The 26,465-nt window shown below is 38.9% G+C and carries 21 protein-coding genes and 1 pseudogene; 8 read left to right on the top strand and 14 right to left on the bottom strand.

What is annotated here, in order from left to right:
- Positions 1-211 precede the first annotated feature (211 nt).
- Positions 212-601: an adenosylmethionine decarboxylase gene (gene speD / locus ACQKMF_RS17270; RefSeq protein WP_157830986.1), complete on the top strand. Its 390-nt coding sequence runs from the start codon at positions 212-214 to the stop codon at positions 599-601.
- A 386-nt stretch (positions 602-987) separates the two neighbouring features.
- Here the strand turns inward: speD and ACQKMF_RS17265 are convergent, their stop codons facing one another.
- Positions 988-1,359: a cyclic-phosphate processing receiver domain-containing protein gene (locus ACQKMF_RS17265; protein ID WP_260357680.1), complete on the bottom strand. Its 372-nt coding sequence runs from the start codon at positions 1,357-1,359 to the stop codon at positions 988-990.
- Between the two features lie 268 nt (positions 1,360-1,627).
- Between ACQKMF_RS17265 and ACQKMF_RS17260 the strand changes: the two genes are divergently transcribed.
- The gene (locus ACQKMF_RS17260; RefSeq protein WP_260357679.1) at positions 1,628-1,807 is read left to right on the top strand and encodes a hypothetical protein; all 180 of its coding nucleotides are present in this window, start codon (positions 1,628-1,630) and stop codon (positions 1,805-1,807) included.
- A 159-nt stretch (positions 1,808-1,966) separates the two neighbouring features.
- Here ACQKMF_RS17260 and ACQKMF_RS17255 read toward each other — a convergent pair whose 3' ends face one another.
- The gene (locus ACQKMF_RS17255) at positions 1,967-2,755 is read right to left on the bottom strand and encodes a FadR/GntR family transcriptional regulator (protein WP_230175957.1); all 789 of its coding nucleotides are present in this window, start codon (positions 2,753-2,755) and stop codon (positions 1,967-1,969) included.
- 524 nt (positions 2,756-3,279) lie between these two features.
- On the opposite strand from ACQKMF_RS17255, the gene ACQKMF_RS17250 reads away from it, so the two are divergent.
- From ACQKMF_RS17250 to ACQKMF_RS17240, 3 genes are all read left to right on the top strand, one after another.
- Entirely contained in the window at positions 3,280-4,668 is a 1,389-nt protein-coding gene (locus ACQKMF_RS17250; RefSeq protein WP_101222165.1) for an FAD-binding oxidoreductase, read from the top strand.
- 4 nt (positions 4,669-4,672) lie between these two features.
- Positions 4,673-5,650, top strand: a complete 978-nt coding sequence (locus tag ACQKMF_RS17245) for a bile acid:sodium symporter family protein (protein WP_427574205.1) — start codon at positions 4,673-4,675, stop codon at positions 5,648-5,650.
- Positions 5,651-6,282: 632 nt separating this feature from the next.
- Positions 6,283-6,924 carry a glycosyltransferase gene (locus ACQKMF_RS17240; RefSeq protein WP_402937023.1) on the top strand — a complete coding sequence of 214 codons (642 nt, stop codon included), beginning with the start codon at positions 6,283-6,285 and terminating at the stop codon, positions 6,922-6,924.
- Positions 6,925-7,393: 469 nt separating this feature from the next.
- Here the strand turns inward: ACQKMF_RS17240 and ACQKMF_RS17235 are convergent, their stop codons facing one another.
- Entirely contained in the window at positions 7,394-8,425 is a 1,032-nt protein-coding gene (locus ACQKMF_RS17235) for an acyltransferase (RefSeq protein WP_427574203.1), read from the bottom strand.
- 280 nt (positions 8,426-8,705) lie between these two features.
- Here ACQKMF_RS17235 and ACQKMF_RS17230 point away from each other — a divergent pair, with 280 nt between their 5' ends.
- Complete coding sequence (locus ACQKMF_RS17230; protein ID WP_402937019.1) at positions 8,706-8,876, top strand: hypothetical protein; 171 nt, start codon at positions 8,706-8,708, stop codon at positions 8,874-8,876.
- 939 nt (positions 8,877-9,815) lie between these two features.
- Here the strand turns inward: ACQKMF_RS17230 and ACQKMF_RS17225 are convergent.
- The 8 genes from ACQKMF_RS17225 to ACQKMF_RS17190 all read right to left on the bottom strand — a co-directional run bounded on the left by ACQKMF_RS17225 (position 9,816) and on the right by ACQKMF_RS17190 (position 19,808).
- On the bottom strand, positions 9,816-10,163 hold the full coding sequence (locus ACQKMF_RS17225) for a hypothetical protein (protein WP_034311933.1): 348 nt from the start codon (positions 10,161-10,163) through the stop codon (positions 9,816-9,818).
- Between the two features lie 934 nt (positions 10,164-11,097).
- Positions 11,098-12,075 carry an NAD(P)H-dependent flavin oxidoreductase gene (locus tag ACQKMF_RS17220; RefSeq protein WP_402937016.1) on the bottom strand — a complete coding sequence of 326 codons (978 nt, stop codon included), beginning with the start codon at positions 12,073-12,075 and terminating at the stop codon, positions 11,098-11,100.
- A gap of 71 nt (positions 12,076-12,146) precedes the next feature.
- Positions 12,147-14,033 carry a sigma-54-dependent Fis family transcriptional regulator gene (locus ACQKMF_RS17215; RefSeq protein WP_402937014.1) on the bottom strand — a complete coding sequence of 629 codons (1,887 nt, stop codon included), beginning with the start codon at positions 14,031-14,033 and terminating at the stop codon, positions 12,147-12,149.
- Positions 14,034-14,237: 204 nt separating this feature from the next.
- A complete protein-coding gene (locus tag ACQKMF_RS17210; RefSeq protein WP_402937012.1) occupies positions 14,238-15,014 on the bottom strand; it encodes an acetoin reductase in 777 nt (258 codons plus the stop codon).
- Positions 15,015-15,033: 19 nt separating this feature from the next.
- Positions 15,034-16,416 carry a dihydrolipoyl dehydrogenase gene (gene lpdA / locus ACQKMF_RS17205; RefSeq protein ID WP_427574199.1) on the bottom strand — a complete coding sequence of 461 codons (1,383 nt, stop codon included), beginning with the start codon at positions 16,414-16,416 and terminating at the stop codon, positions 15,034-15,036.
- Between the two features lie 16 nt (positions 16,417-16,432).
- Positions 16,433-17,656, bottom strand: a complete 1,224-nt coding sequence (locus ACQKMF_RS17200; protein ID WP_427574197.1) for a dihydrolipoamide acetyltransferase family protein — start codon at positions 17,654-17,656, stop codon at positions 16,433-16,435.
- A gap of 103 nt (positions 17,657-17,759) precedes the next feature.
- Positions 17,760-18,794: an alpha-ketoacid dehydrogenase subunit beta gene (locus tag ACQKMF_RS17195; RefSeq protein WP_101222150.1), complete on the bottom strand. Its 1,035-nt coding sequence runs from the start codon at positions 18,792-18,794 to the stop codon at positions 17,760-17,762.
- A 21-nt stretch (positions 18,795-18,815) separates the two neighbouring features.
- Positions 18,816-19,808, bottom strand: coding sequence for a thiamine pyrophosphate-dependent dehydrogenase E1 component subunit alpha (locus ACQKMF_RS17190; RefSeq protein ID WP_402937006.1), 993 nt, complete (start codon positions 19,806-19,808; stop codon positions 18,816-18,818).
- A gap of 215 nt (positions 19,809-20,023) precedes the next feature.
- Here ACQKMF_RS17190 and ACQKMF_RS17185 point away from each other — a divergent pair.
- Positions 20,024-20,225 (top strand): annotated as a pseudogene (locus tag ACQKMF_RS17185) (IS6 family transposase); the annotation flags it as partial.
- A gap of 101 nt (positions 20,226-20,326) precedes the next feature.
- On the opposite strand, the gene ACQKMF_RS17180 reads toward ACQKMF_RS17185, so the two are convergent.
- The gene (locus ACQKMF_RS17180; RefSeq protein ID WP_427574195.1) at positions 20,327-21,577 is read right to left on the bottom strand and encodes an MFS transporter; all 1,251 of its coding nucleotides are present in this window, start codon (positions 21,575-21,577) and stop codon (positions 20,327-20,329) included.
- A 51-nt stretch (positions 21,578-21,628) separates the two neighbouring features.
- Positions 21,629-22,825 carry an amidohydrolase gene (locus ACQKMF_RS17175; RefSeq protein ID WP_427574193.1) on the bottom strand — a complete coding sequence of 399 codons (1,197 nt, stop codon included), beginning with the start codon at positions 22,823-22,825 and terminating at the stop codon, positions 21,629-21,631.
- 167 nt (positions 22,826-22,992) lie between these two features.
- Here ACQKMF_RS17175 and ACQKMF_RS17170 point away from each other — a divergent pair, with 167 nt between their 5' ends.
- Entirely contained in the window at positions 22,993-24,819 is a 1,827-nt protein-coding gene (locus ACQKMF_RS17170) for a helix-turn-helix domain-containing protein (protein ID WP_402937000.1), read from the top strand.
- Positions 24,820-25,961: 1,142 nt separating this feature from the next.
- Here ACQKMF_RS17170 and sdaAA read toward each other — a convergent pair.
- On the bottom strand, positions 25,962-26,465 hold a 504-nt coding region (gene sdaAA, locus ACQKMF_RS17165), incomplete at its 5' end, for an L-serine ammonia-lyase, iron-sulfur-dependent, subunit alpha (RefSeq protein WP_427574191.1).

Below are 26,465 nucleotides of genomic sequence, written 5' to 3'. Positions count from 1 at the left end.
AATTTTAAAGATATCTCCAAATGTTATACATACTCCCGTAAGTAAATAAATGACTTAATTATTTGTGATTTTGCGGATTTTTAAAAAGGTTGTCCAATCGCAATCACTCATACATGCATAAACTGTAATTATTAAATAGTAATGGAGTGTGCCACACTTATGGATTTAAGTGATTTGGGCCCATTGATTGATAGAGAAGGGGGAACAAACATTGGAAACTAAAGGATTCCATGTCATTATTGATGCGTTTAACTGTAAATCTAGTATTCTTGATGACGCAAAGGAACTAGAAAAACAATTGAATCATACAGCAGAGCGGTTGGAAATGATTGTCTTGAATCGCAGCTTTCATAAATTTGAACCATATGGTGTTACAGGAACGCTAATACTATCCACCTCACATATGTCCATTCATACATGGCCAGAGAAGAATTATGCTGCCATTGATATTTATACTTGCGGAAAAAAGAATCCATTTCATGAGATACAAAATATTCTACAATATTTAGGTGCTGAATACGCAGTCGTATATAATGTTTCCAGAGGAGCGGAGTATATGGCAGAGCAGTCTGTCCGCATAATCCGAAATGAAAAAAACTAGTCACAAACTGTGAAAAGCCTCACCAGCTCAAAAGTAATATTAGTGTTGGAACGGATTATAACGAATCCCTTGTTGTGATTATTTCAAGCGAGGGGAGAGGGTGAATGTTTTTCCCTTTCCCAAATACATAAAAATGTTTGCGGCGATAGGCGTAAACTGCAGGAAACTTGTTGTATGCATGTACTAGTAATCTATCTACTAGAGTGAACTCCATCATGATAAATAGCAACAACTTATAAAATAAAGTTGCTGCCATTAAAGGTCTTATTTTATTAGGGAGGACTTGGCATTCCTTCTAAGATATTGTTATTTGGAAAGCTTACCTACCCCTACTGACAGATTTAATAAAATCAATATGAAACATTGAGATTGAGTTTTAGAAGAGTTTATCGTATATCTATATAATGCTGCAGTACCTTTGACGGGAAGAATTTGAGGGGCAATGGTCGTAAGGATACAATAATGGCAGGGGGCATAGTTAAATTCAGTTGTGCTTGCTTTAAACAGTTGTACATTGCTTTACCGCCAACTGAATTGGCAGAGTGAATAGTAATGCGATTGGCAAATAGTTTTTCTTTGACCATCTTTTGAACAAGCATAAAACCATTCCTGGTTTTATTTAATAAGTCATGGTCCAAAGAGAGATGTTCAATTTCAAAGTTTTGCAATAGCTCTATACATTCGTCAATAGTCTCGACTAACACATAGCCATCGGGTGCTTTCCGATAGTCATCCAGAAAAACGCTGATTTTCTCCATTTAATGCACTCCTTTCCTAATACATGTGTGACTAAGAAAAGTCAATTAAACCCAAGAAAATATGGTTTTATCTATTAAGTCTAACACAATAAAGTAAGAAGGGGGCATATTCGACGTTAAAGACTAATATACGACAGGTTTCCAATAAAAAACTTATTGCCCAACTCCAGCTAAATATCCTTTGTTAAATATGGTACAAAACATCTAAAAGTTAATGTTTGTAATAATTTGGGTAAAAGGTAATATCTTGACTAAAAGGAGAAGTGATATGTTACATCCAGACGAGATTTACCTTGTACTTAGGGACAAAACGCTGCTGTTGGAGTTAAAGGAACAAATTAATGAGTATCATATTTCCTACTTATCAATGATTAATGATCAGCTTATATTGATTGATGATGCACTAAAAGAATGTAACGTTGATTACTACACTATGTCAAAAGGATAAAAACAACATTTACTTATATAGGGGATCAATTTTTTAACTATAATAAAACCAGCTTAGCGCCCTCTGAGAAAGGCGCTTTTTTAATGTCAAATTTAATTGGTCACCTAAAAAGATCAGGTATACCTCCATGTTCTGGTTAGTTATATCGCGAGCGGACGCTTATTTATCACCTTCAGCATTACGTTGATGGTCTTTTTCATTTTGATAAGCAGCAATTTTGGCGTCATCTCCAATGCTTTCAAGTGTAGCCGTGGCCATCTGTTCTCTAATGCGAAGGATATGGGCATCCATTAATTGCTTGGCTTTGTCCGCTTCTTTTAGTGCGATAGAATGGTAGATTTCTTTATGTTCTTGAAGCGTTTCTTGAAAATGACCCGGTTTTGCGAAACGATGTCGCCTGGTGGCACGGATAGTATCTTTCATTTGATCACTAAGGGTATGGACCAATCCAGCAAATATGGAATTGTTTGTGGCTTGTGCGATACTATAGTGGAAATGTAAATCTGCTCGCAAACCTAATTCTTCATCATGTTCCGACCGTGCCATTTCTTCTAGAGCTTTAAGGATATTTTGTAAATCAAGAGAGTTTGCTCTCTGTGCAGCAAGAAAAGCACATTCGGTTTCAATTACTCGACGGACTTCAAGCATTTCATAGACCATGTTGTCTTCAGCTTTGATGATTGAGGTGGATAGCTGTTCGATCAGTGACTGAACATCAGATTTTCTGATGAATGTCCCATCACCTGGTCTGACCTCAATGACTCCGTTAATTTCCAATACTCGAAGGGCCTCTCTGATTGATGTTCGACTCACTTTAAAACGGTTGGACAACTCCCGTTCAGGGGGTAATTTATCTCCTGGTTTCAATTCACCGCTAATAAAAGATTCCCTAATTTGATTGAAGATGATTTCGTACACTTTTGGGGATTTAACTGGTATAGAATCCATTACTTCCTTCACATCCTTCAACATCAACCCTAAAATCATGTTGGTACGACTAATAGTCGAATAATTTTAACAAGCATTCTTTTATGAATCAAGGGGAAGCGCAATTTTATAACAAAACAAATAATTATTTTAAAAAATCAAACATTAAAATTGGTTAGACCAATAATAGATATAGTTTCAGTCATTCTCATTCATTTGGCAATTCCAGGTGATTTCATTTTGCTAATACGGGTGGGGAACCATCTATAATCACTAACATTATAAGCATTTGTGCATGGAGAATTCTAATAAAAGGATAATTGTTGAAAAAGTCAAAAAATTTAGTATAATGAAAATTGGTTAGACCAATTATGTAATGATAAAGAATGGTCCATGTCGAACCATTCATAAATGGAAGCGATATCAATTTAAGTTAGTAAGGAGGGGGAAACCATTTATTAATACAATACTAATTCTTGGTATGGAGCGACCAAAACTTTTGATAGGACAAAAATAGAGGTTATAGCAGAAAGAAGGAGAATTGAATGGAAGCGGCTAGTGTAAATTTGATAAAAGCTTTAAAGGAAGTTCTTTCGGAAAATCAAGTGACAGAAAACCAGACTGTGAGAGAATTACACGGAAGAGATGAGTCATATCATGCTGTAAGTCTTCCTGATATTGTTGTATTTCCAGAAACAACACAGCAAGTAAGTGAAATAGTGAAATTAGCAAATATGTTCAAAATCCCGATGGTTCCTTTTGGTTTGGGATCAAGCCTCGAGGGGCATGTCATACCTTACCATCAAGGCATAACCATTGATTTTTCACTAATGAATAAAATCCTTGAAGTGCGTGAAAACGATTTTCTCGTTAAGGTTCAGCCTGGCGTAACGCGATCGCAACTAAACAAAGAACTGAAAAAATACGGTTTGTTTTTTTCAGTGGATCCGGGTGCTGATGCAACTCTTGGCGGAATGGCTGCAACAAATGCCAGTGGAACGACATCAGTTAAATATGGTGTGATGCGTGACCAAGTCCGCGATCTTGAAGTGGTTCTTGCAGATGGTTCCATTATTCATACTGGCAATTTGGCCGCTAAATCGTCATCTGGTTACCATCTAAACGGTCTTTTTGTTGGATCTGAGGGAACGCTAGGCTGCTTTACGGAATTGACGTTGAGAGTTTACGGAATTCCTGAACACGTTATGGCGGCAAGAGCATCATTTCCGGAATTGACCAATGCGGTAGAAGCTGTTGTTTCCATTTTGCAGTCAGGTGTTCCAATCGCAAGGGTGGAGCTTGTCGATGAACCATCAATGAAGCAGGTTAACCTCTATAGTGATACAAGCTATAACGAAGCGCCTACACTATTTTTGGAGTTTCATGGTAATGAAGCAGGTTTGAAGCAAGATGTAGAGTTCACTAAAGAAATAGTAGCAGAACATAATTGTCTCGATATTGAATTTGAGACAGATAATGCTGCCAGGAACCGCCTATGGGAAGCTCGCCATAATCTTGCCTATGCTTATATTCAAGGCAATCCTGGAAAAAAACTGATGGTGACTGATGTCTGCCTTCCGATTTCAGAGCTATCTGGTGCAATTCACCATGCAAGGGAAGCTGTTGATTTACTAGGCCTTACCGGTGGGATCGTCGGCCATGTAGGCGATGGGAACTATCACGTGCTCTTAATGATCGATAACAAAAATCAGGAAGAATTTAAAAGAGCTGAACAGCTAAATGAACAAATTGTCCTATATGCCCTTGAGCGTAAGGGAACATGCACTGGTGAACATGGAGTTGGGGTCGGTAAACAAAAATATCAGAAAAAAGAACATGGGAACTCTCTGTTTGTGATGGAAAAAATTAAAGAAGCCCTTGATCCAGATAATTTATTAAATCCTAGTAAAATATTCATGCAAGAAAGAGTGTGATGAAATGAAAGTATTGGAAGCATTCAGTGAATTAGCAGGCAAATATTTTGCTGTCTGGGTTATCTTAATTTCCGTCATTGCCTTTATTTTTCCAGGGCCATTTTTGGGATTGGGGGGATATATTACAATATTGCTTGGCGTTGTAATGTTTGGTATGGGGCTTACATTGAAGGCCGTTGATTTTAAAATCATCATTACTAAACCACTGCCCGTGATAATTGGGGTTTGCGCCCAGTTCATCATCATGCCATCTGTGGCATTCCTTATTGCGAAACTCATGAATTTACCAGCAGAATTAGCTGCAGGACTGGTTTTGCTCGGCTGTGTACCAGGCGGAACAGCCTCTAACGTTATGGTTTATCTGGCAAAAGGCAATGTACCTTTGTCGATAGCTATGACTTCGGTATCAACTTTACTGGCTCCAATCATGACGCCACTGCTTCTGCTTTTGCTCGCAGGACAATGGATGCCTGTTGATTTTTTTGATATGTTTAAGTCCATTATCCAAGTCATCCTTCTTCCGATTGTTTTAGGTTTGGCCATTAAGCGGTTTTTCCCTGTAATAGTTGAAAAAAGCTTAACCGTTTTACCGCTTATTTCGGTAGCAGCTATCATTACGATTGTAAGTGCAGTAGTCTCAGGCAATGCAACTAGCATTGCTGCATCCGGGTTCCTGATTTTCACTGCCGTAATGCTTCACAACGGATTTGGGCTGCTGTTCGGTTACTTAGCAGCGAAAGTGCTTGGACTTGATGAAGTGAATAGAAGAGCAATTTCGATTGAGGTAGGCATGCAGAACTCAGGGTTGGGCGTTGCGCTTGCTACTGCACATTTCGGTCCTCTGGCGGCACTTCCAAGTGTCCTGGCTGCTGCATGGCACAACATATCCGGACCAATTCTCGCGACTTACTGGTCTAAAAAGTCTGCTGACGACAGTAGTATAGAGGAAGCGCCAGTTCATCCGGTGGAGAACAAACTTTAATTATATTTAAGTTAAAAAAGATCCTATGCTTCCAGCTGGGATTTTTTTTGCTGCTGCAATTTTGTCCAGGAAGGCATGTCGAGGGGCAAAAAACCATGAATGAATTCTAGAATTCATCAATGAATAAGAGAGCCATTCTGTTCAAACTCTCCTATATCAAGCATGTAGTAAATAGCTTTAACAGGCAGATTACAAATATCAATAAAGAAAAAATTAATGAAGTACTAGAACAAAATTATCTTTTATAGGAAGTTCCAAGTGACAGAATCAATCAAAAAGACATTAAGATATTGAGAAGAAGGGGGAGTCTAATTCCCCTTTTACTCTAAATAAAATTCGTTTGATTTTCTATATTAACTTGCTCCCATATTAAATCCACTATTTCTTGGCACCTTATTCTTGAAGTTTCAATTAATTTAAACATTAATTCATCATATTTTAAGTGCAAATTGCGACGTTGTAGTGTCCGTGTATTAATACTTTTATAGAAAAACAGCTTACATAGGACGATGTGAGCTCATCCAAGTCCAATTTACCGTTTAATAGGGTAAGTAGAATCATTATCATGAATATTAAAATCCCATATATCAATAATAAAAAGGTGTTTTTAAACTTTGGAAGGAGATGGTGTTATGAAAAAATTATTGTTGATGGGTTTCATTTTTTTATTTCCTCTAAACATGGTGTCTGGAACAACCAGTGCATACGCTAAACCGCAGGTGCAAAGTGTTAGTCAATCTGAGGTAAAGTTCGCAAATGAATTCAGGAAACTTTGGATTGATCATGTATTGTGGACAAGTAATTACATTACAAGTGCAACGACAGCTGGAGCGGAGGATCAAAAACAGGTATTGGCCAGGCTTCTGAAAAATCAGGAGGATATTGGAAATGCTATAAAGCCAGTATACGGAGAGAAAGCTGGGAACAAACTTACGGATTTGCTTAAGGAGCATATTGTTATTGCGGGAAAGATTGTAGATGCGGCTAAAAGCGGAAATGAGGTCTTGGTGAAACAGCTAAATAAAGAATGGTATAGAAATGCTGATGAAATAGCAGCTTTCCTTAGCGGTGCCAACCCCTATTTGAAAAATGAAGATCTAAAAAATTTGCTTTATATGCATTTGAAATTAGTGACAAATGATTTAACTGCAAGCTTAGCAAAAAATTGGAACGGAAGAATCGTTTCAATTGACGAAGGGGTCACACATATAATCCTAATGGCGGATACTATCTCTGCGGGAGTTGTAAAGCAGTTTCCGGATAAGTTTAAATGATAATCTTAAGAATCCTCCAGCATTCTGTTGGAGGATTTTTCATTATGAGAGGCATTTACTTTTGTTTATATAACTGGTTCAAGCAAATATCGCATAGTTGATATGTATGGGATAGTATCCTATGCATATCAACTAAACAATATCTATTAGATGGATCGTATACTAGCGTTTACAATAATCTGTCTTTAGTGGAGTAGAAGGAAAACAAATAATAAAATAGGGGTTGCAAAGGATCATTTTTTTGAACAAACGGGTATGTTAATTCAGTAAAATTTCATCCAGGACTAAAACGGCAGTGTTGTTAGTATACTTCCAAAGAACAAGCGTCAAAAAGGGTGCTTTTTTTATAAGCCAACGCGTAAGTATACTCGTATTAAGAAAGCGTGGACCTATGGTTTTTCAAGCGTAAATATTACGAAGAAGCATCGGGACTTCAGGACTAATGCTCCTTTATCGTTGTAACTTTTCACTATCTGGTTGTTATCAATTTGCTTAAACTCCTTTTGAAATATTGAAGTAGGTCATAAGATATGTACGACATAGAAATTATAAGGAGTGTCTCAAATAGTTTTAACAATAAATTGTCGGATATATGATCCATTTTTGCTGCCGATATAATTAAATCAAAAATATCGATGAAGACTACATGAACAATGTATATACCCAGGGCTCTTCCTCCTACTTTAGTAATGAACAAATCCTTCCCCAATGTTTTATTATTTAATGCAAATAAAAAAAGAAATGCAGTTAAAAAGATGGTAGAAATAAAATATTCCCCATGACTTCCTGATAATATCTTTTCTAATAAGTATCCTTCTACCACTTGGATAGTAAAGAAGATAAAAATTAATAATAAATTGGTTTTGGCTGTTATTGCTCTTGACTTTTTAAAGAATTTATCATACGCAAAGAAGAATCCCAAAGTTGTATAAAAAAGACCAATGAATAAAGCATCCCGTGTACTTAGAGGAAGATCATAGATCACCGTGTACGATTGTCCGAAAAGACCTAACAAGTTGAATATTAGGCTAATGGTTAAAAGTAGCCTTGCTTTATTTAACTTAAAAAAACCGAATAGAATGATAACACTCCAAATTAATGCGGTTAAAAACCACAATTGGTATCCGCTAGTCCCAGTTCCGTAATATATAAGGTCAAGAAATGAAAATTGATTAATGTATTGCCCAAATTCCTTTGGGACATCGGCAGCAGCTTTATAAAGAATAAGAACATCATACATCATATAAAAGAATAGCCAGCACAAATACAGTTTTAAGATTTTTATAATGTACCTTTTAAAATAATCAATGGAATCCCTTGTGTGTATCATCTTTTTACCGAACAAATAACCAGAGGCAGTAAAGAAGAATGGCACCGCAAACCTTGAGATGTTATCGAGAATAAATAGACCAATTTGGCTATCCCTTGGGAATACATGAATGACTACAACAGAAAAAATTGCAAAAAATTTAATAAAGTCAATCGCGCTATTTCTTTCCATTTGTTCACCCTTTTCATAACACTTTTACTATCATTGGTTATTCCCTATATTATGTACACCAAAGAAAAATTTATTTTACTCTTTCTGAATCCAATTCCGAGATACTGTAAGACTTAATTAATGAACAGCTAATCGTTCAGGAGCGTGGACTGTTTGTAATATTAGCTTCATCATTCGGATAGTAATCATATGAATGTCTATGTTAGTGTTAATCTGGCTATATCAGCAGAAAATCATGTAATCGAGCTTTTGACAAAGGGATTTGTGGGGGACTTTCTGATTGTACATTGATATTAAGCCTGTAGCTTTGTATAAACGCTGGACTAAACTTTTAGAAAGTGTAGATCCTGTTGATATTGAAGAACAACGGAGAGCGGATTTTTTAAATTATAAAAGCGGATTACTGTATGTTTTTGCTGCTCTAAAGAATTGCTTAATAGTCTTGAATTAACGGAAAGACAATGGGATGAAGGGGAGGGAAGCGTTCTTTTCTCTTTTTCCTCGATCTAAAATCGTTTGATTTGCTAAATTAACTTTCCCCATCATTAATTCACTAGTTATTGGCGTCGGATCATATTTAGGTATTAATTTGTAAGCTCCTGTAAGGTCACCAAATTAGAGAATTCTCCTTAATCAATGGAAGGGTTTAAAACCCTAGAAAAGACCGCCCCTCTGAACTTTATATCGTTTACCTAGAATGGAAATTTTTATCCAGCGAGGAGGTATAGGTTGAAAGGGCAACACACATACCACCGTTCATTAATTTATGAACGGTGGTATGTGTGTTTACAGTTAAATTGATTGTATTGTTTATAATGTACTCGAATTTGTATATCAAAACAGATATAGTGAAGTAGTGAGGTTTTAAGTGGATTAATAACACTATGTACTCAAATTAATGACCCAAATGAATGTATTAAACTTTGTGTCTGTGTACAAAAGAGGAATATGAAGCTGTGATCATTTTGTATAATTCTTTATTCTAGTTTACATAATATATATTATAGGAAGTTATATTTTTAATGTTAATTTCGTCTCATATCTTAAGAATACTTAACTTAGTGAGACGTGATACGGATTTTTTATATTTAAATTCATTGCCATTATTTATCTATAATTTTTTTATTAATTAGTCGTCATTGTTAACTTATACTTTAAAACTTAAATAAATATTGTTCCAATTAAAATGATTGATCTTCAATTAAAAATTCGGTCTAAATTCGCAATAAGATTTCTTGGATTTAAGCTAATTTCACATCAGTTACGTTCATTAAAATTTTCTTGATTTATATATTGAATTTTAATTTATCTGCTAATTGTTAACATATTTCGTTTTCAATCATTTTTATGCTATAGATCGGATTATTCAATTAGTATTTATCATCCTTAGTCATTTCACTCTAAGGATCTCTAATTGCTTGGTTGTGGTGATCAAATCTATTTTATTATTTCCCTTCATGTATAAAACGGAAGCTCCCTCACTTTTCCCCTTTTTCCATCCATTCGCTTTAAGGGCCATTGCATATCCATAGGGAATGCCGTCTTCTTCAGAAGCCCTTGACCATTCATATCTATTCCCTTGTTCATTTAACTGAACCAATTCAGCATTTTTAGGTACAGGGAATTCATTTAAATCTTCTGTAGCTGTGTATAAAGAAATAGAAATTGAGTAATAAATGATTGCCCCTCCTATTAAAAAAGCAGCTAGGGTAAGTGCACAACTAATCTTTTTTTTCATATTGCTTCCCCTTTCCTTTCCTAAAGACCTATTCAAAGAATAGTTATCTAATAACCTGTAGCAATCTAAATATCCCGGTTTTTTAACATTATTTAACATTTTTATTATTCTTATATATAAATTAAATGGCCAAATGAGAAAAATCACGGGTTAACACTTATGAAAAGTTATATAAGTATAATTTACCTCAATGACAATTCAAAAGGTTTTTTATCAAGCAAGTTCCGCTTTCTACCTGAAATTGATGATAGCTCCTCCATTTAGCCACATAATTACAATATAAGCTTTCTTAATTAACCTCATAGCAGCCTTTAGCATGAATAACCTTTAAAAAATGTTTTAAACTTAATGATGCTCAAACCGCCATTGAGTTTTGATGTAAAATAACAAGCATTGACCGCTTTCATATGTGCAAACAAGCAGTGAATCAATAGGAAGCTGCCAAGGGTTATAAGGCAAACCTTCAAATTAAATTTGTATAGAGCCACACCTACTTTCAGCAATCAGTTCTTGTTTATCATGAGTGAAATAAGATCGTAAAAATCGATTTTTACATGATTTAAAAGTTTCAGGAATCAAAAATTCCAGAAGAAATTTGAATGGTTTTAAGATCTCAAGTTTTGTTTGATTTAGCTGAATAAAAATGTTATGTAAACACTCACGAAATGTTAATTACCTTTTTCTTTGTTTTTTAACATGTGAATGTCTTTATTAAGAAGTCGCTGAAAGTTAGCTAGCAAGTAATTGATGGGCTATGTAGCTTTTTTCTATTGAATTGGCCTTTCGCGTTAGAGTTATAAATCATTCTTCTGTTATAAATAACGGTCATGCATTTTTGATAAAGTCTATTCTTGACCACCTATGGAACTTTATTTCTAATAGATAAAAAAAGGAACACGAAATCACTATTGATCGCATGTTCCAGTTAGGTTATTTATGTTCGAATGGATTCGATACGGCTTTGGATGAATTCGAACGAGGTTTTTGCTTCTTGGACGATTTGGTTTATTAATTCATTGACGGTCAATATTTCTTTTATCAGTCCTACGGATTGACCGCATGACCAGATGCCTCCGTCTAAATTTCCTTCAAAGTATACTTTCTTACTCCTTTGTCCCGTAATTAGCGGAATCAATTCCTCTATAGTGGCACCTTCATTTTCAAGTTTATCCACTTCTGTACTGACGGCATTTAATGCTACACGCGACGGACTGCCTATATTGCGTTGGATGACGACAGTATCCGTTTCATTGGCCGATACCATCCAATGCTTCACATTATCATGAATCGGCGCTTCTTGCGTTGCCATAAAGCGAGTACCCATGACGATACCTTCAGCACCGAGTGATAAGGCACTGATAAGGCCTCTGCCATCCGAAAATCCCCCGCCTGCTATTACTGGTATAGTAACGGAGTCAACCGCTCGAGGGAGCATGACAAGTGTTCCTACATCACCCATGCCGGGATGTCCGCCTGTTTCATTCCCTACAATAATAATGGCATCGACCCCTAATTTCTCTGCCGACATTGCGTTTTTGACGTTCGCTACCTTATGTATCACGGTAAAGCCGTGCTCTTTAAGTCTGGGCATTAAACTTTCTGGGCTTCGGCCACTCGTTTCAACAATTTTTACATCTTCGTCAATTAAAATATCGATGAACTCATCATTAGGGGTTGCCGTTTGACTTGGGAACAGGTTCAGGTTGACAGCAAAGGGTTTCTTGGTCAAAGTTTTCACTTTCCTTATTTCATCACGGAGACCTTCTGGTGTCACCTGTGTTTTTGAAGTGATGATGCCGAGTCCCCCCGCTTCTGAAACAGCGGCTGCGAGCGGGGCTCGGCCAACTTGAAACATCCCGCCGCATATAATCGGATATTCAATCCCCAATAATTCAGTAATTCTCGTTTTCATTTGCCATACCCCTTTCATTTTTCAAGGATTTCTATAAGTCTGCTTTTCTTACATAATGTACACACGCATATCTAAATACCATACTTATGGAGCCGCTTGTAAAATGTACTTCTTGGTATATCCATAAGCTTTGCTGCAGCAGTGACATTCCCTCTTGATTTTTGTAATGCCTCTATCATCAGATCACGTTGAATTTTTTCACGGATCGTCAGTTCATTTCCCTTGATGCCATTTTTACCCGGTTCTTCCCATGCAGGAAAATCATCATGCCGTGTAACGGGCTGGGAATGCATGGAATTCAACACTTTAACATAATCAAGAGGTCCTTCTGCAAGTAAGATGGTCAATCGCTGAAGTACATTCTGCAGCTCTCTAATATTGCCTGGCCAATTGTACTCCTTTAAACGGTTCAATAATTCTTCAGTTAATGGAATATTCCAATTATTCTTCGAACACAAGTAGTTGACTAAATAAGGAATGTCTTCAACCCTTTCCCTTAAGGGAGGTACATGAATGGGGTAAACGTTCAGCCGATAGTATAAATCCTTACGAAAGGACCCTTCATTGACAAGCTCTTCAAGATTACGGTGTGTTGCAGTGATAATGCGAATATCCAATGAAATGCTTTTTGTGCCGCCGATCGGAACGATTTTTCTTTCCTGAAGAACACGCAGTAAGGCAACCTGCATCGCTGAAGGGATTTCACCGATTTCATCGAGAAAAATGGTCCCTCCATTTGCCTGCTCGAACTTCCCTTTGTGCCCTTGCCGTTTAGCCCCAGTAAAAGCGCCATCAACATACCCGAATAATTCACTTTCCATTAAATCTTTAGGTATGGCTCCGCAATTTATCGTGACGAATGGTCCTTTTTTGCGCATGCCATTTTCATGAATAGCCTTGGCAATAAGCTCTTTCCCGACCCCTGTTTCACCGGATATATACACATTTGCTTCTGTCGGTGCAACAAGCTTCACTTTATTTAATGTGTTATGAAAGGACTCACTAATCCCTCTTTCCCCTTTGAAGGCAAACCCTTCTAAAGGCATTGAAGCAGGAAAAAGCCTATTGGTTTCATGACCATAATTCTCTGATAAGAATAAACACTTACCGTAAATCCTATTATCCTCTTTGGATAGAAGCGGATTCTCCTTTACGATTCGATATCCATGATTTAACAGATCGACCAATGCCATACCAATGGATTGAGGGATTTTTTTGCGAACCTGTTTACTGGCGGAGATAATCATTTCTTTGTGATTACAGACGATAAAAGGCAGATCTGGATAGGTTTCTGCAAGTTCTATCGAGCGCTGTGTCAGTGCCAGCTCCTTTTTATAGGAACGGACCCCCATTTCCTGTTCGATCGTATAAGCCAAATTGGCTACCATACCCAGCATGGATGGATGGAAATATTCTACTGGACATGATATATCCAAAACTCCCAATATCTTACCGTCATCATTTAAAATAGGCATCGCAGAGCAACTCCATTTGTGTGAGGCAATTGAATAATGCTCGGTCCCTTGAATCATTACGGCTTCACCCGTTTTCAACGCTGTTCCAATTGCGTTCGTTCCGACTTCACCCTCCGTCCAGCATACGCCCTCCACAAAATTTATTTTGCCTGCCTCATCGAGTATTTTCTCGTTTCCGGAAAGTGAAAGGACATATCCATCCGGATCGACCAATAAAGCCATCATTCCCGATTCTTTTATCGATTGATTCATCCTGGATAATTGGGGGGATGCCACTTCTAATAGAAACGAGTTTTTTTCTCTTTGAATGTCCAATAATTCATTCGTCAAAATATGTTTGCCTTTATTAAGGTATGGATTGACTTGATCTTTTTTGCAGCGATGCCAGGATTCCATTATTCGCTTGTTCAGACGATTTGAATCGAGAACACCTTCACTGACAAAGCGTTCCCATGTACGTAGATAACAACTAGTGGATAGCATATAATCCTCCTCTAATCATTTGGTTTAAACCTTCACTTGACCAGTCTATCTAGAGGAAAAATACCATGGAGTATAAAATAGGATGTTAATCGAGGTCTTTTTAATTATAGTAGATTATGTATTCGCTTACAATATATAGATTGAGTTTGCAAAAAAAGCATCATGTGATCATTCACATGATGCTTCTCCATTGAACAATATAGTTTATGAGAAAATAACTCCTCCATCAATCATGATGGATTGCCCTGTCATATAATCCGAATCCGGTGATGCAAGATAAGAGACGAATTTCGCCACATCTTCTGGGGTTTCGGAGCGTCCTAAGGTTATGGAATCTGTAAACTTTTTAAATGTTTCCCCTTTAGCAAGATTCATATATTGACCCATTTTTTCATCGATTAAATCCCACATTTGCGTCCCGACAATTCCTGGACAGTATGCATTCACCGTAATGCCAAACTGGGCTAATTCCTGTGCTGCCGCTTGTGTAATTCCTCTTACGGCAAATTTCGTGGCCGAGTATGTACCTAGTAAGCTAAATCCTTTATAACTGGCGATGCTGGCAGCATTTATGATTTTCCCGCCTTCTTGCTTTTTCATTTGTTCAGCCGCGGCTTGCAGACAAAAGAGGACACCATTTACATTTATATTGAAAATCTGTTCAAGATCCTCTTGAGTTACTTCCAATAGAGGCTTTATTTGTGCAATTCCTGCATTTGAAACCATAACATCCAGTTGTCCAAAACGTTCCACAACTTGCTTCACCATTTCAAATACTTCCCGTCTATTGCTTACATCCGCTTTAACGGCAAAGCTTTCACGTCCAAGTTCCCTAATCTCATTCACGACCGATTCAGCCGTATCCAGATTGACGTCATTAATGACCACATTCAACCCATCTTGAGCTAATCTTATTGCAATGGCACGTCCGATACCACGACCTGCACCAGTGACTATCGCCACCCGTTGACCGCTAGCCATACAAATTCCCCCTTCAGTTTTAGCAATGCACAGCTTGACCTACAACATTTAAAAGAGCTTCATGTATGGATTCCGACAAGGTTGGATGTCCTGCTACTAAATCTTCTATCATATCTGCCGTTATTTCTGCATGCAGCATGACCGTTCCTTGACCAATCAATTCTGTTGCATGCTGACCAACAATGGAAAAACCTAAAATTTCATTATATTGTGGGTTCACAAGGACTTTGACCTTTCCTACCGGTTTATTGGAAAGGACCGCTTTCCCGTTTGCAGAAAAAGCGAATTCACCAACCTTAATCTCTCCATATTTATTACGCGCTTCTTTTTCGGTCAAGCCTACACTGGCAATCTCCGGGGAGGTATAAATGCAGCGAGGAATTGCCCGGTAATTCACTTGTGCAAATTGACCGCAGGCATTCAGAGCCGCCACCCGTCCTTCATGAAAAGCTACATGGGCAAGTTGTATGCCCCCTATCACATCACCACAAGCATAAATCGATGGATTGCTTGTTTGCATTCGATCATCCACCGAGATGCCAAGTCGGGAAAAATCAATATCGTTTCCCTCTAAGCCCATTCCGTTCACTCTTGGTTTTCTCCCTATTGATACGAGTACGTAATCAGCATGCATTTCATCCAATTTGCCATCGCTATTCTCTATATATACCGTCTTACTGGTTGCATTGATGTTTTTGACAGATGTGGAGGTATGGACTGTAACGCCTTGGTTTTTCAATTCGTCATGCAGAATCCTTGTGATATCATCATCTTCCCCTGGAAGCAGCTTTTCCCCCATTTCGATAACGGTGACCTTGGTGCCCATCCTGCTATAAATACTGGCAAATTCACATCCAATGACACCGCCTCCGACAATTATCAGCGAATCGGGAATGGCAGGAAGTGACATGGCATGGCCGCTGTGGATGATCCATTCACCATCAAACGGCGCAAAAGGTAGTGGAATCGGTTCTGACCCCGATGAAATGATGATCTTACTTGCCTCGATTACTTCATTTTTATTTCCGTTCTCGATCAGCAGTCGATTACTTGAAAGGATGGAAGCCCTTCCCTGAATGACTTTTATTTTATTCTTACTCATTAAATATCGAATGCCGTTCACTAGTTTAGATATGACCTCTCTCTTTCGTTCCTGTACGGTATCCCAATCTACTTCAATCGAATTGGAGGGAAGGCGAATTCCCATTTGCCCGGCATTTTTCACCAAGTCATACGTATCGGCACTTTTCAATAATGACTTCGTTGGCATGCAGCCTTCATTTAAACAGGTGCCCCCCAATGGCCCATCCACTACCAATATGACTTCGTTATCCTGCTGGGCAGCAGTGATTGCCGCTACATACCCTGCAGGACCTCCGCCTATAATTGCTATACGATTCAAGAGTTTCACTCCTTTTCTATAAAATCACGGTGATCGGCTCTTCTAAATACCGTTTTAGTGTTTGTAAAAAGGCAGCCGCGGGTGCCCCGTCGAGTACACGGTGATCAAAAGTTAAACTGAGTGGCAGGATCGTTCTCTTCTCCAAATCTTCGCCAATATAAAGCGGGGTATCGTAAGCAGAGCCAATTCCGAGTATCCCCGTTTCCGGTGTATTGAGAATAGGTGTGAAGTGCTCAACTCCATATGCCCCGAGGTTACTGATAGTAAAAGTGGACCCTTGCATGTCTTCAATAGGCAATTGAGAGTCACGTGCACATCGCGCCAATTCCTTCCCCTTATTCGATAACTGTCTTAAGGTATAATTTTCGGCATTTCTTATGACGGGAACAACAAGTCCATTCTCCAAGGCCACCGCTAATCCAAGATGGATATGCTCATAAAAAATGATGTTATCTTCAATATAAGCACTATTCATTTTAGGATGCTCTTTAAGTGAAAGCACGACAGCCTTCGCAACAAAGTCCGTTATAGTCAATTTAGTTGATTCATGTTTTTGCAGTGTTTCAGCAGCCTGTTTTTGCAAAATGACCAGATCAGTGACATCAGCTTTCATCGTTATAGTTAATTGGGCACTGCTTTGCAAGCTCTCCTTCATACGTTTAGCGATGATGTTCCTCATTCCGGTCACAGGAATCTGCTGCGGTCTCTCTAAAGTAGGTTGGGGTGGGGGAACTATGCTTTTTTCTGTATTTACCGGCATCAAATCCCTTTTCTCGATTACTTTCTGTACATCTTCTTTTGTGATTCTTCCGCCTGGCCCGGTACCTTGTATCGTCTCGATGTCAAGATTCGCTGCCTGTGCCATTTTTCGTGCAACCGGGGTGATCATCAATCGATCTCCCATTGGCAAAATGGGTGACTCTATTGTTTTCGGCTTTTCTTGTACAGCAATTTTCGACTGTGTTTCTTCAGCAACAGGTTCATCGATCTTTATTTTTTCATTCGGATTTCCAATATGACAGATAACGGTTCCTGGAGGTACTCCTTGTCCTTCTTGAACAGCTATATTCAAAATCGTACCTTCAGCTGGAGATTCAATTTCCATTTCTATTTTCTCTGAATTGATGCTGGCTATTGCTTCACCTTTTTCGACTGCATCCCCAACAGCCTTACTCCATAATGAAACAGTACCTTCTTTCATTGCCATGCCCAATTTCGGCATTACCACTTCGACAGCCATATCTTATTTCTCCCTTCAGAATGGTTTGTTTGTCCATCATTGGTTTTGTTGCTCCAACTTTTTCAGTTCTATAAAAGCTGGAGCATGTATCATATGGATTTATTTACACCCCTAGGATGGAAGGCTCCCCCAATAATTCTGAAACGACTTGTATCACTTTTTCTGATGTAGGAAGGTAAATATCTTCAAGCGGTGGAGAAAAAGGTACAGGTGTATGTGGTGCCGTAATCCTCTTAATCGGCGCATCGAGCGTGTCAAATCCCTTATCAGCCACCAGTGCAGCAATATCCGTTGCGACGCTGCATCTTGGGTTCGCTTCATCGATCACGATCAAACGATTTGTTTTTGCCACAGAAGAGAGAATCGATTCTTCATCCAGTGGTGACAAGCTCCTCGGGTCAACAATCTCAACTTCAATGCCTTTCGCTGTGAGTTTTTCAGCAGCCTCCATCGCGGTGTGAACTTGTTTACCGATGGCAACGACAGTCAAATCCGAGCCTTTCCTTTTAATTTCAGCTTTGCCGATTGGGATTGTATAGTAGCCTTCCGGAACTTCCCCTACCATGTTGTATAGCGTTTTATCTTCAAAAAAGATGACAGGGTCATTATCTTCAATGGCTGAAAGTAAGAGCCCTTTTGCGTCATAGGGGGAAGAGGGAACGACGACCTTCAATCCTGGAATGCTAGTGAACAAGGCATAAAGGCTTTGTGAATGCTGAGCTGCAGCCCTGAACCCTGCACCATGCATCGTACGGATCGTCACGGGAACCTGTGCTTTACCGCCAAACATATAGCGGAACTTCGCACCTTGATTCAATACTTCATCCAAACAGCTGCCAATGAAATCGTTGAACATTAACTCGGCAATCGGTCGCAAGCCTGTCGAAGCGGCTGCCATTGCCGCTCCCATATATCCTGCTTCCGCAATGGGTGTATCAAGAATTCTATCCCGGCCAAACTCTTGAACCAATCCTTTTGTGACACCTAAGACACCACCCCATGCTTCGTCATCCTGCAAATGATCAACTTCTGCACCGCCGGCTACATCTTCTCCCATAAGGATGACATTTTCATCTTTTCTCATTGCCATGGCCATTGCTTCATTTATTGCTTGTGACATACTGATTTTTCTACTCATCTCAATTCCTCCTTTTATAGTTTAATAGGATACATAAACATCTTTTAATAAATCGGATGCCTCTGGATACGGGCTATCTTCACTGAACTTGACTGCTTGTTTAATAGATTCCTCAACGGCATTCTCAAGAGAAATCAGTTCTTTTTCCGCCAGCAGATTCTGATTCAGCAAGTAATTCCTAAATAGGGCAATCGCATCTTTCTCTTGTTTATGCTCTTTTTTGTCTTGTTCTTTTTTATACTTCTGTGCATCTCCCTCGAAGTGGCCATAATTACGATAAGTAACACATTCGATCAATGATGGGCCTTCTCCCCTGCGAGCTCTCTGAACGGCTTCTTCAGCAGCCTTATACACAGCCAATACATCTTTCCCATCCACCCGGACACCCGGGATATTGTAGCTTATCGCCCGATCGGCTATCGTTTTGCAGCTTGAAGCATAGTTGAAAGGCGTGGCTTCCCCATACCCATTATTTTCAGCGATGAATATAACGGGCAGCTTCCAGATTGCCGCCAGATTTATCCCTTCATGGAATGTTCCATGATTGTTGGCACCATCACCAAAAAAACAAACACTAACATGATCGGTCTTTTTATATTTGGCAGTTAATGCTGCACCGCATGCGAGCGGAAAGCCACCACCGACTATCCCGTTCGCGCCTAACATCCCTTTATCCAAATCGGCAATATGCATGGAACCGCCTTTTCCCTTGCAAAGCCCTGTCACTTTCCCATAGATTTCAGCCATCATCCCGTTAAGATCACATTCTTTTGCTATACAATGACCATGCCCCCTGTGAGTGCTTGTAATGCTGTCCTTTTCGGATAGGTGAGCACATACTCCGACAGCTACCGCTTCTTCCCCAGCATACAAATGGACAAACCCTGGCAATATCCCCTTTGCAAAAGATTCATGAACCTGGTCTTCAAATTTTCTGATTTCCAGCATTTTTTTGTACATCCAATAAGCCTTGTCCTGAGATAACTTTATTTCATTCGATTGAATCGTTTCCATTTTTCAGCCCCCAATCATTAATAATGAGTCAATTTAATATATTGCAATTGCCGTGCCAAAATGTGGGGCGGTAAAATTGGGACTTTATCTATTTTCAGTCGAAACAAAACGAGACAAAATGAGATTGTTGTCTCGTTTTGTCTCGTTTTGTTAATAAATATCAATCACTCGTTTGAGAATCTCTATTCTTTACAGCAAAGTATTTCCTCCAAGGAAGTAAATCAAGAGATAAACAAGCAGCAAAGCGCTTTTCAAAAAAGCCTTGGCCTTTTCGTACGTTTCTATGCCTAGCGTAATAACAGCAATATATAAGAAACCTGTTTACCCTGCCTGAAGGCTTACAGCTTAGGCAAGGTCAGGTTAGATAAAATGGAACTAAGACTTCGTTATATTAAAAAGCGCGTGCGTTCTGCGTTATAGTTCAACTCATTTAAAAAAGTACCTATATATATATTAGTGCACCTGAGCCAGTTCACATTATATATGGCTTCGAGTGGATGTTGTCCTTGACATCACGTTTATTTTCCGCTGCTCATTATCATTGTATCGTTGATGACGGAAAGACCTTTTTTCATATTAAGTCCCACTGCTGCAATGATGGTCAAAACAGCGCATAGGATTAAATAAACGAAAGCTGATGTATAGGATCCGTTGAATGTTTCAATTAAATAACCCATTACCATCGGTGCTAGAAATGCGCCGATCATCCCGCCAAGGTTAATAACCCCAATTACCAATCCAATATTATTCTTTGAAAATACTTTATGCGGCAAGGCAAAAATAGTGGCAAAAACGAGGCCGTGAAAAATTGTACACAAAGACTGAAACGTAATGACAAGAGTAACGGATGGTGCGGTGATTATTAAATACAGAAACAAAATGACTAAGATAGAACTTACAATAGCCAGATACTTTTCCTTTCCACTCAAGTAGGATTGGACGAGTTTACCGCCTATTATAATACCGATCGCGCCAGTGAGTGCTGGAATGGAGGTAAGCATACCCATGGACAGGAGGTCAAGACCCCTTTCTCTTACTAGATAAGGAGGCATCCATGAAGTAAGTCCCCATATAAGCGTACTCATCCCGAACCACATTATAGATAATTGCCATACAATTGGAAACTTTATTAAATCTTTAAAAGATGTTTTTTCTAAAGTCTCCTTTTCCGAACTGTCACCCTGCATATTTTCCGGCTTTAAGTAATACCATAACAACGCTGCCACTAACACACCCACTATACCAATGACAATAAAAAGATTTTTCCAACCTATCAAGACAAGTAATGGTGTGGCAATTAGCGGTGCTATTACGCCTCCAAGTGAATTGGATGACATCATTGTCGTCTGTGCACTTGGTCGTTCTTCCTTGGGAAAAACATCTGCAATCGCCTTGGAACTTGCTGCCGGATACCCACCTTCTCCTAGGCCGAACATAAAGCGAATGATAATCATGGACATTAGGGACCAAGCCATCCCTGTAAAAACGGTAAACAATGACCAAAACAAAATAGCAACAACGATGACTTTTCTAGAACCAAACTTGTCGGCAAGCCATCCCCCAGGTACCTGCATTAAAGCGTATCCAGCAAAAAAACTACTTAGCACTACCCCCATCACCGACGGGCTAAGATTGTAGTCCTTTGCGATTTCAACAATCCCTACATTCATGGCCATTCTATCAAGATAAGATAAACACCAACCTAAAAACAGCAGTGCAAGGATCATATGTCTCTTTTTATTTTTTACTGGACTTGGACTGCTTTGCATAAGCCTTTTCCCCCTTCTCAATTAACATTGCAATCACAGTTAATAAATTGACTAGTCTCCAATTTTCGGATCTTGACTGTTAAAGTAATTAAACACGAGCGAAATGAACATTTTCCCAGTCAGAAGAATGGACATCTCATCCACATCAAATTTCGGATGATGATGAGGGTAGACAGCTTGAATGTCAGAATTCATTCCTCCTACATTAAAAAATGCACCAGGCTTTTCTTTTAAATAGTAGGAAAAATCCTCCATTGCCATCAGTAAAGGGCCCTCCGACACATTTTCTTTCCCTACAACCATTTCAGCTATACGTTTAACTTGATTTGCCTCCTCCGGATTATTCCATACAGAAGGATAGCCGTATTCATACGTCATCTCGCATACGGCTTCGGCACTACTACAGACCGCCTCTGCGATCTTACTAATATGCTTTTTGGCAAGATCTCTCGCTTCCTCGGAAAACGTTCGAACTGTCCCGGATAAAATTACTTGATCAGGAATGATATTATAGCTGCTGCTTCCCTCAAACGAACAGACTGTTATGACAGTTGGATCAGTTGTATTGATACGACTGGACGTGATTTGTTGGATATTCATCACAATCTGGCTCCCTATAAATACAGGATCCACTGCAAGATGAGGCATCGATCCGTGCCCCCCTTTTCCCTTAATCAGGATTTTAAATTTATCCCCGGCTGCCATCATGAATTTTTCTTTAAAGTGAACCTGTCCTACCGGAAGCGCCGATGAAACATGAGCACCATAGATGACATCAACATCATTCAGGCATCCATCCGCAATCATCGCTTTTGCGCCTCCTGGAATCACCTCTTCAGCAAACTGGTGAATAAACAGCACATTCCCATGAAGATGCTCCTTTACTTTACTTAGCGCATAAGCGGTTCCGAGTAGAGAGGCCGTATGAATATCGTGGCCGCATGCATGCATGATGCCTGGAATTTTTGATTTATAGGGAACAGCCTTTTCATCTTGGATCGGAAGTGCATCAAAATCAGCACGAAGCGCAACTGTTTTTCCAGGCTTTTCTCCCCTTAACAATGCCGTAACGCCTTTTCCACCTACTCCCGTTCTTACTTCCAAACCACACTCACTTAAAAAGTTCGCAATGATCATCGGCGTTCTTTCTTCTTTAAATGACAATTCCGGGTACATATGCAAATCCCGTCTAATGTTAACAAGATCTTCAAACTTACTTTCCAGTTCTATATATGCAACGCTTTCCACCACTTTCTTCCCCCTTTCAATTTTGAAATCTCTCAATCATCAGAAAAGAGTTTAATCTCTTTTCATTATTTACTAAATATTATAAAATATCAGATAACTGGACAATGTGGCATTAAACAATTTTTGAACGATATTCGTGTTGGTTTCAACATTGGAGGTGGGAAAACTTGAATAGCAAAGATGTCTCTCTTCATCAGTTGAAGTTAGAAAATCAAAAGGCACAATATGACATGATGAATTTAATGGAAAGCTTCCAAGCCATTAGCTCGACTCTTGCAATAGGTGAAGTGCTGAAGAAAATCATGCATTATGCTTTAAATATTGTAAAATCTGCTAAGGCGGGATATATCCAACTGTATGAAGAGCATTCGAATAAACTGATCATTAAGGAATATATTGGATTTGAAGATTATATAATCAACTTTAAGGTAAAAGTAGGCGAGTCCATTACAGGAAAAGTTTTCAGAGATGGCAACGTAAGCCTGATTCATACAACAAAAGCCATTTATGACAGCATGGCTGACTTAAGTATTGAAAATATGGACACGATCGAAAGGGCTCAATTCAAAAATCGGAATATTCAGTCTATATTATCTGTGCCCGTATCATTTGGAACGAAACGAATAGGAGTGATGACCCTTCATTGCTTTGATATAGAAGATGGTCTCAGCCAAACGGATCTCCTTCTTTTACAAAGCTTTGCAGCTCAGGCCTCTATTGCCATACATAATGCACAGCTCCACACTGAAGTGCAGAAAAACCTTGATGAATTCACTCATTTAACCAAACAGCTCCAAAAAGCGAATACACTGTTAGCAAAGAGGACGGATATCCACAATCTTCTCACTCGGTTGTCGACACAGAATAAAGGGCTGGATGTCATTATCAACGAATTGAACAAACTGATGGAAAAAAGACTGGTCTATGCAGATTACCTGGAAGGAAAGCTCTATCCAGTACACGGAGCGCATTGGGTCGGAAATCTTGATGATCTATTTCTTCTCTATATGAATAAAACAGAGCCAGCTTACGGATCACACTATAATAACACCCATACTGATCGTTATATTTATCCGATTAGATCTGGATCGATCTTTTTAGGATGTTTGATTGCAGAAGGGAACTCTCCTTTGTCAGAGCTCGATTGCCTAATAATTGAACAGGGAGCTCCGTTTCTCTCGCTTGAAATTATGAAACTTAGATCACAGACTGAAATCATGTATAAGAAGATCTATGAAGCCTATCAACAGTTTTTGAAAATAAAAAATCCTCATCAAGCTGAAGTGGCTGCAAAGGATTTAGGTATTTATCATCACTATTATATAACCGCCTTAATCGAATTAGAGGGCAATGCCGATTTACATTCTCTGGAAAACGATGCACTGGTTCTACTCACGCACCTTAAGGAGAAAATTCCAGATAAGAACTGTCTTCTTTTTAGTTATAACAATAAAATCACCTTGTTTTCTTCTGCCCAAAATGCTGACCGTGAAGTCTATTTTACAGAAATGATCCAAAGCAGCATAAAATGGTGGAACGAACGATTTAAAGTCATAGCCCGAGCCGGGATTAGTACCGGACATTACAATCCTGGCCAAGCAGAAGAAAATCATACGAAGGCTGAGAAAGCACTGCTTCACTTAAAAAAACAAAAGGAAAAGGGTATGGTCCATTACCGGGATATTGGAATCAGCCGCCTTTTTTTACACCATCCACCTGAAGAAATTAACTTATTCCTCTCTGAGACGTTTTCCTTGTTATGGATAGATCAGGAGAAACACTGTGAACTTCTGCATACTCTTATCACCTATGTACAAAATAATCGTTCCATGTCTGCCACGGCAAAAGATCTTCATATCCATGCAAATACTCTTTATCACCGTATAAAAAAAATTGAAGATATTCTTAAAATGGACTTTAGCCATTTTGAAAATTACTTAAAAGTACAGCTCGCAGTTTACCTTTATAAAACCTGTTCTGATCTAAAAATATGAAGAAATACACGGATAATAGTACATTCCCACTTAGAGAAAAATCAATCCAAAATAATCTATTCCAGCTGTGCAATAACAAGCATTCGCGGGACTTTAGCCCGAACAAGAACATGTTCTTGCGTCAGGTTAATATGTACCGCTGAAACTTTCGGTTCTTTCACCGTAACACTGCGGTGCTTTGGCAAAATATAATAAAATGTGTGGTGATTTCACCAAAGTATATTGTTCGTTATTATTATTTCCTTTTTGTAAATAGAGGATTCTTTTATATGAAGACCACTATATTCGGCTGGTGTTTGATGAATTGAAATTCTTTTCGTTATTCGAGGAGAAATTGAGGTTATCGTCAATCAAGATTCCTGCCATATGGAAGAAAATTATCTTTTTTAATATTGATGATATTCAAAACTGTAAAGGGGCTTGGAGACAATGTAGTCTTATTGTTGCAAATTCCCCTTCGTACCTTAGAGCAGTAATAGGATGTTTTTTGTGTAGCGAGATTCCAAAAGAACATACTCTCTTTTTTAGGAATTATAACGATTTTTGTCCCTACAAGACTCTCCAACAGCTGGCCAAAAAAAAAGTGAATTTCGGTTAAAGGACGAGTAAGTTTCAAGCCAAAGGCTGACTATACGGCAATGAAAGATATCCCATAAGACACGTTCACATTCTTCATTCTTTACATATACAAAAAAACTAAAAATCGGCAAAAATGCTACTTTGCCTTTTTACCTTAATGTGCAGAAAAGACAGTCTTGGATATATTGGATACCGTTTATCAACATACTATGTTTAATAAGAAACATTAAGGAGCGCATTTTATTTTTTATTTACGCCCCATCAATTAAAAGAGTGATGTTTTAACAATAACCGTGACTGTGCAGCCACGTTAATAAAATCAATGGTAAACTTAAATTCATAAAAAATCAGCATCTGTCATCGAGGATTAATAATCAATGGGATTCAAACCTACAATGGATAACTTAACTAATTCCTCTGAAACCAGAAGTTCCGTAATGTAGCGTGGGTTCGCCTTATATCCCTGATCTCCTGAACGGGTTCAAATTTATAACTAGAAGTGACTTTGTTTTGCTATTGCAATACAGAGCAAACTTATGATTTCATATTTGAGCGATGTAGGTTTATTTAAAGGAACCGAATATATCCTCTGCCAATTTACGTCCGGTCGGAGTCGCAGCCAGGCCGCCTTCTGCCGTTTCACGAAGTGCAACCGGCATGGTCAAGCCTATTTTATACATGGCATCGATCACTTCGTCACATGGAATGCGGCTCGTAATGCCTGCAAGCGCCATATCAGCTGCCGTTATCGCGTTGGAGGCACCCATTGCGTTACGTTTCACGCAAGGAACCTCAACCAATCCAGCCACTGGGTCACAAACCAAACCAAGCATATTTTTCAATGTGATCGCCATCGCTTCTGCAGCTTGGCTTGGTGTACCGCCCGCCAGTTCCACTATCGCAGCCGCGGCCATTCCACTTGCCGAGCCCACTTCTGCTTGGCAGCCGCCAGCCGCTCCGGAAATGGAAGCATTGTTTGCAACCACGAATCCGAAGGCAGCGGAAGTGAAAAGAAATTCAATCATCTCTGCCCGGGTCGGGTTTAATTTTTCTTTCACGGCAAATAA

Origin of the sequence: Peribacillus sp. NPDC101480 (genome assembly GCF_050277335.1) — a bacterium.
Classification (GTDB): domain Bacteria; phylum Bacillota; class Bacilli; order Bacillales; family DSM-1321; genus Peribacillus.
Note: the sequence above shows the minus strand (reverse complement) of the source record. Positions and strands in the feature narration are given on the sequence as shown.

Excerpts from the sequence above, each read along its gene's own strand:
- ACQKMF_RS17190 (WP_402937006.1), bottom strand. The coding sequence starts at position 19,808 with ATGGAAACGATTCAATCGAATGAAATAAAGTTATCTCAGGACAAGGCT.
- ACQKMF_RS17220 (WP_402937016.1), bottom strand. The coding sequence starts at position 12,075 with ATGAAAACGAGAATTACTGAATTATTGGGGATTGAATATCCGATTATA.
- ACQKMF_RS17180 (WP_427574195.1), bottom strand. The coding sequence starts at position 21,577 with ATGCAAAGCAGTCCAAGTCCAGTAAAAAATAAAAAGAGACATATGATC.
- ACQKMF_RS17210 (WP_402937012.1), bottom strand. The coding sequence starts at position 15,014 with ATGGCTAGCGGTCAACGGGTGGCGATAGTCACTGGTGCAGGTCGTGGT.
- ACQKMF_RS17240 (WP_402937023.1), top strand. The coding sequence starts at position 6,283 with ATGAAAAAATTATTGTTGATGGGTTTCATTTTTTTATTTCCTCTAAAC.
- ACQKMF_RS17260 (WP_260357679.1), top strand. The coding sequence starts at position 1,628 with ATGTTACATCCAGACGAGATTTACCTTGTACTTAGGGACAAAACGCTG.
- ACQKMF_RS17225 (WP_034311933.1), bottom strand. The coding sequence starts at position 10,163 with ATGAAAAAAAAGATTAGTTGTGCACTTACCCTAGCTGCTTTTTTAATA.
- ACQKMF_RS17215 (WP_402937014.1), bottom strand. The coding sequence starts at position 14,033 with ATGCTATCCACTAGTTGTTATCTACGTACATGGGAACGCTTTGTCAGT.
- ACQKMF_RS17265 (WP_260357680.1), bottom strand. The coding sequence starts at position 1,359 with ATGGAGAAAATCAGCGTTTTTCTGGATGACTATCGGAAAGCACCCGAT.
- ACQKMF_RS17245 (WP_427574205.1), top strand. The coding sequence starts at position 4,673 with ATGAAAGTATTGGAAGCATTCAGTGAATTAGCAGGCAAATATTTTGCT.
- ACQKMF_RS17255 (WP_230175957.1), bottom strand. The coding sequence starts at position 2,755 with ATGGATTCTATACCAGTTAAATCCCCAAAAGTGTACGAAATCATCTTC.
- ACQKMF_RS17195 (WP_101222150.1), bottom strand. The coding sequence starts at position 18,794 with ATGAGTAGAAAAATCAGTATGTCACAAGCAATAAATGAAGCAATGGCC.
- ACQKMF_RS17200 (WP_427574197.1), bottom strand. The coding sequence starts at position 17,656 with ATGGCTGTCGAAGTGGTAATGCCGAAATTGGGCATGGCAATGAAAGAA.
- ACQKMF_RS17250 (WP_101222165.1), top strand. The coding sequence starts at position 3,280 with ATGGAAGCGGCTAGTGTAAATTTGATAAAAGCTTTAAAGGAAGTTCTT.
- ACQKMF_RS17235 (WP_427574203.1), bottom strand. The coding sequence starts at position 8,425 with ATGGAAAGAAATAGCGCGATTGACTTTATTAAATTTTTTGCAATTTTT.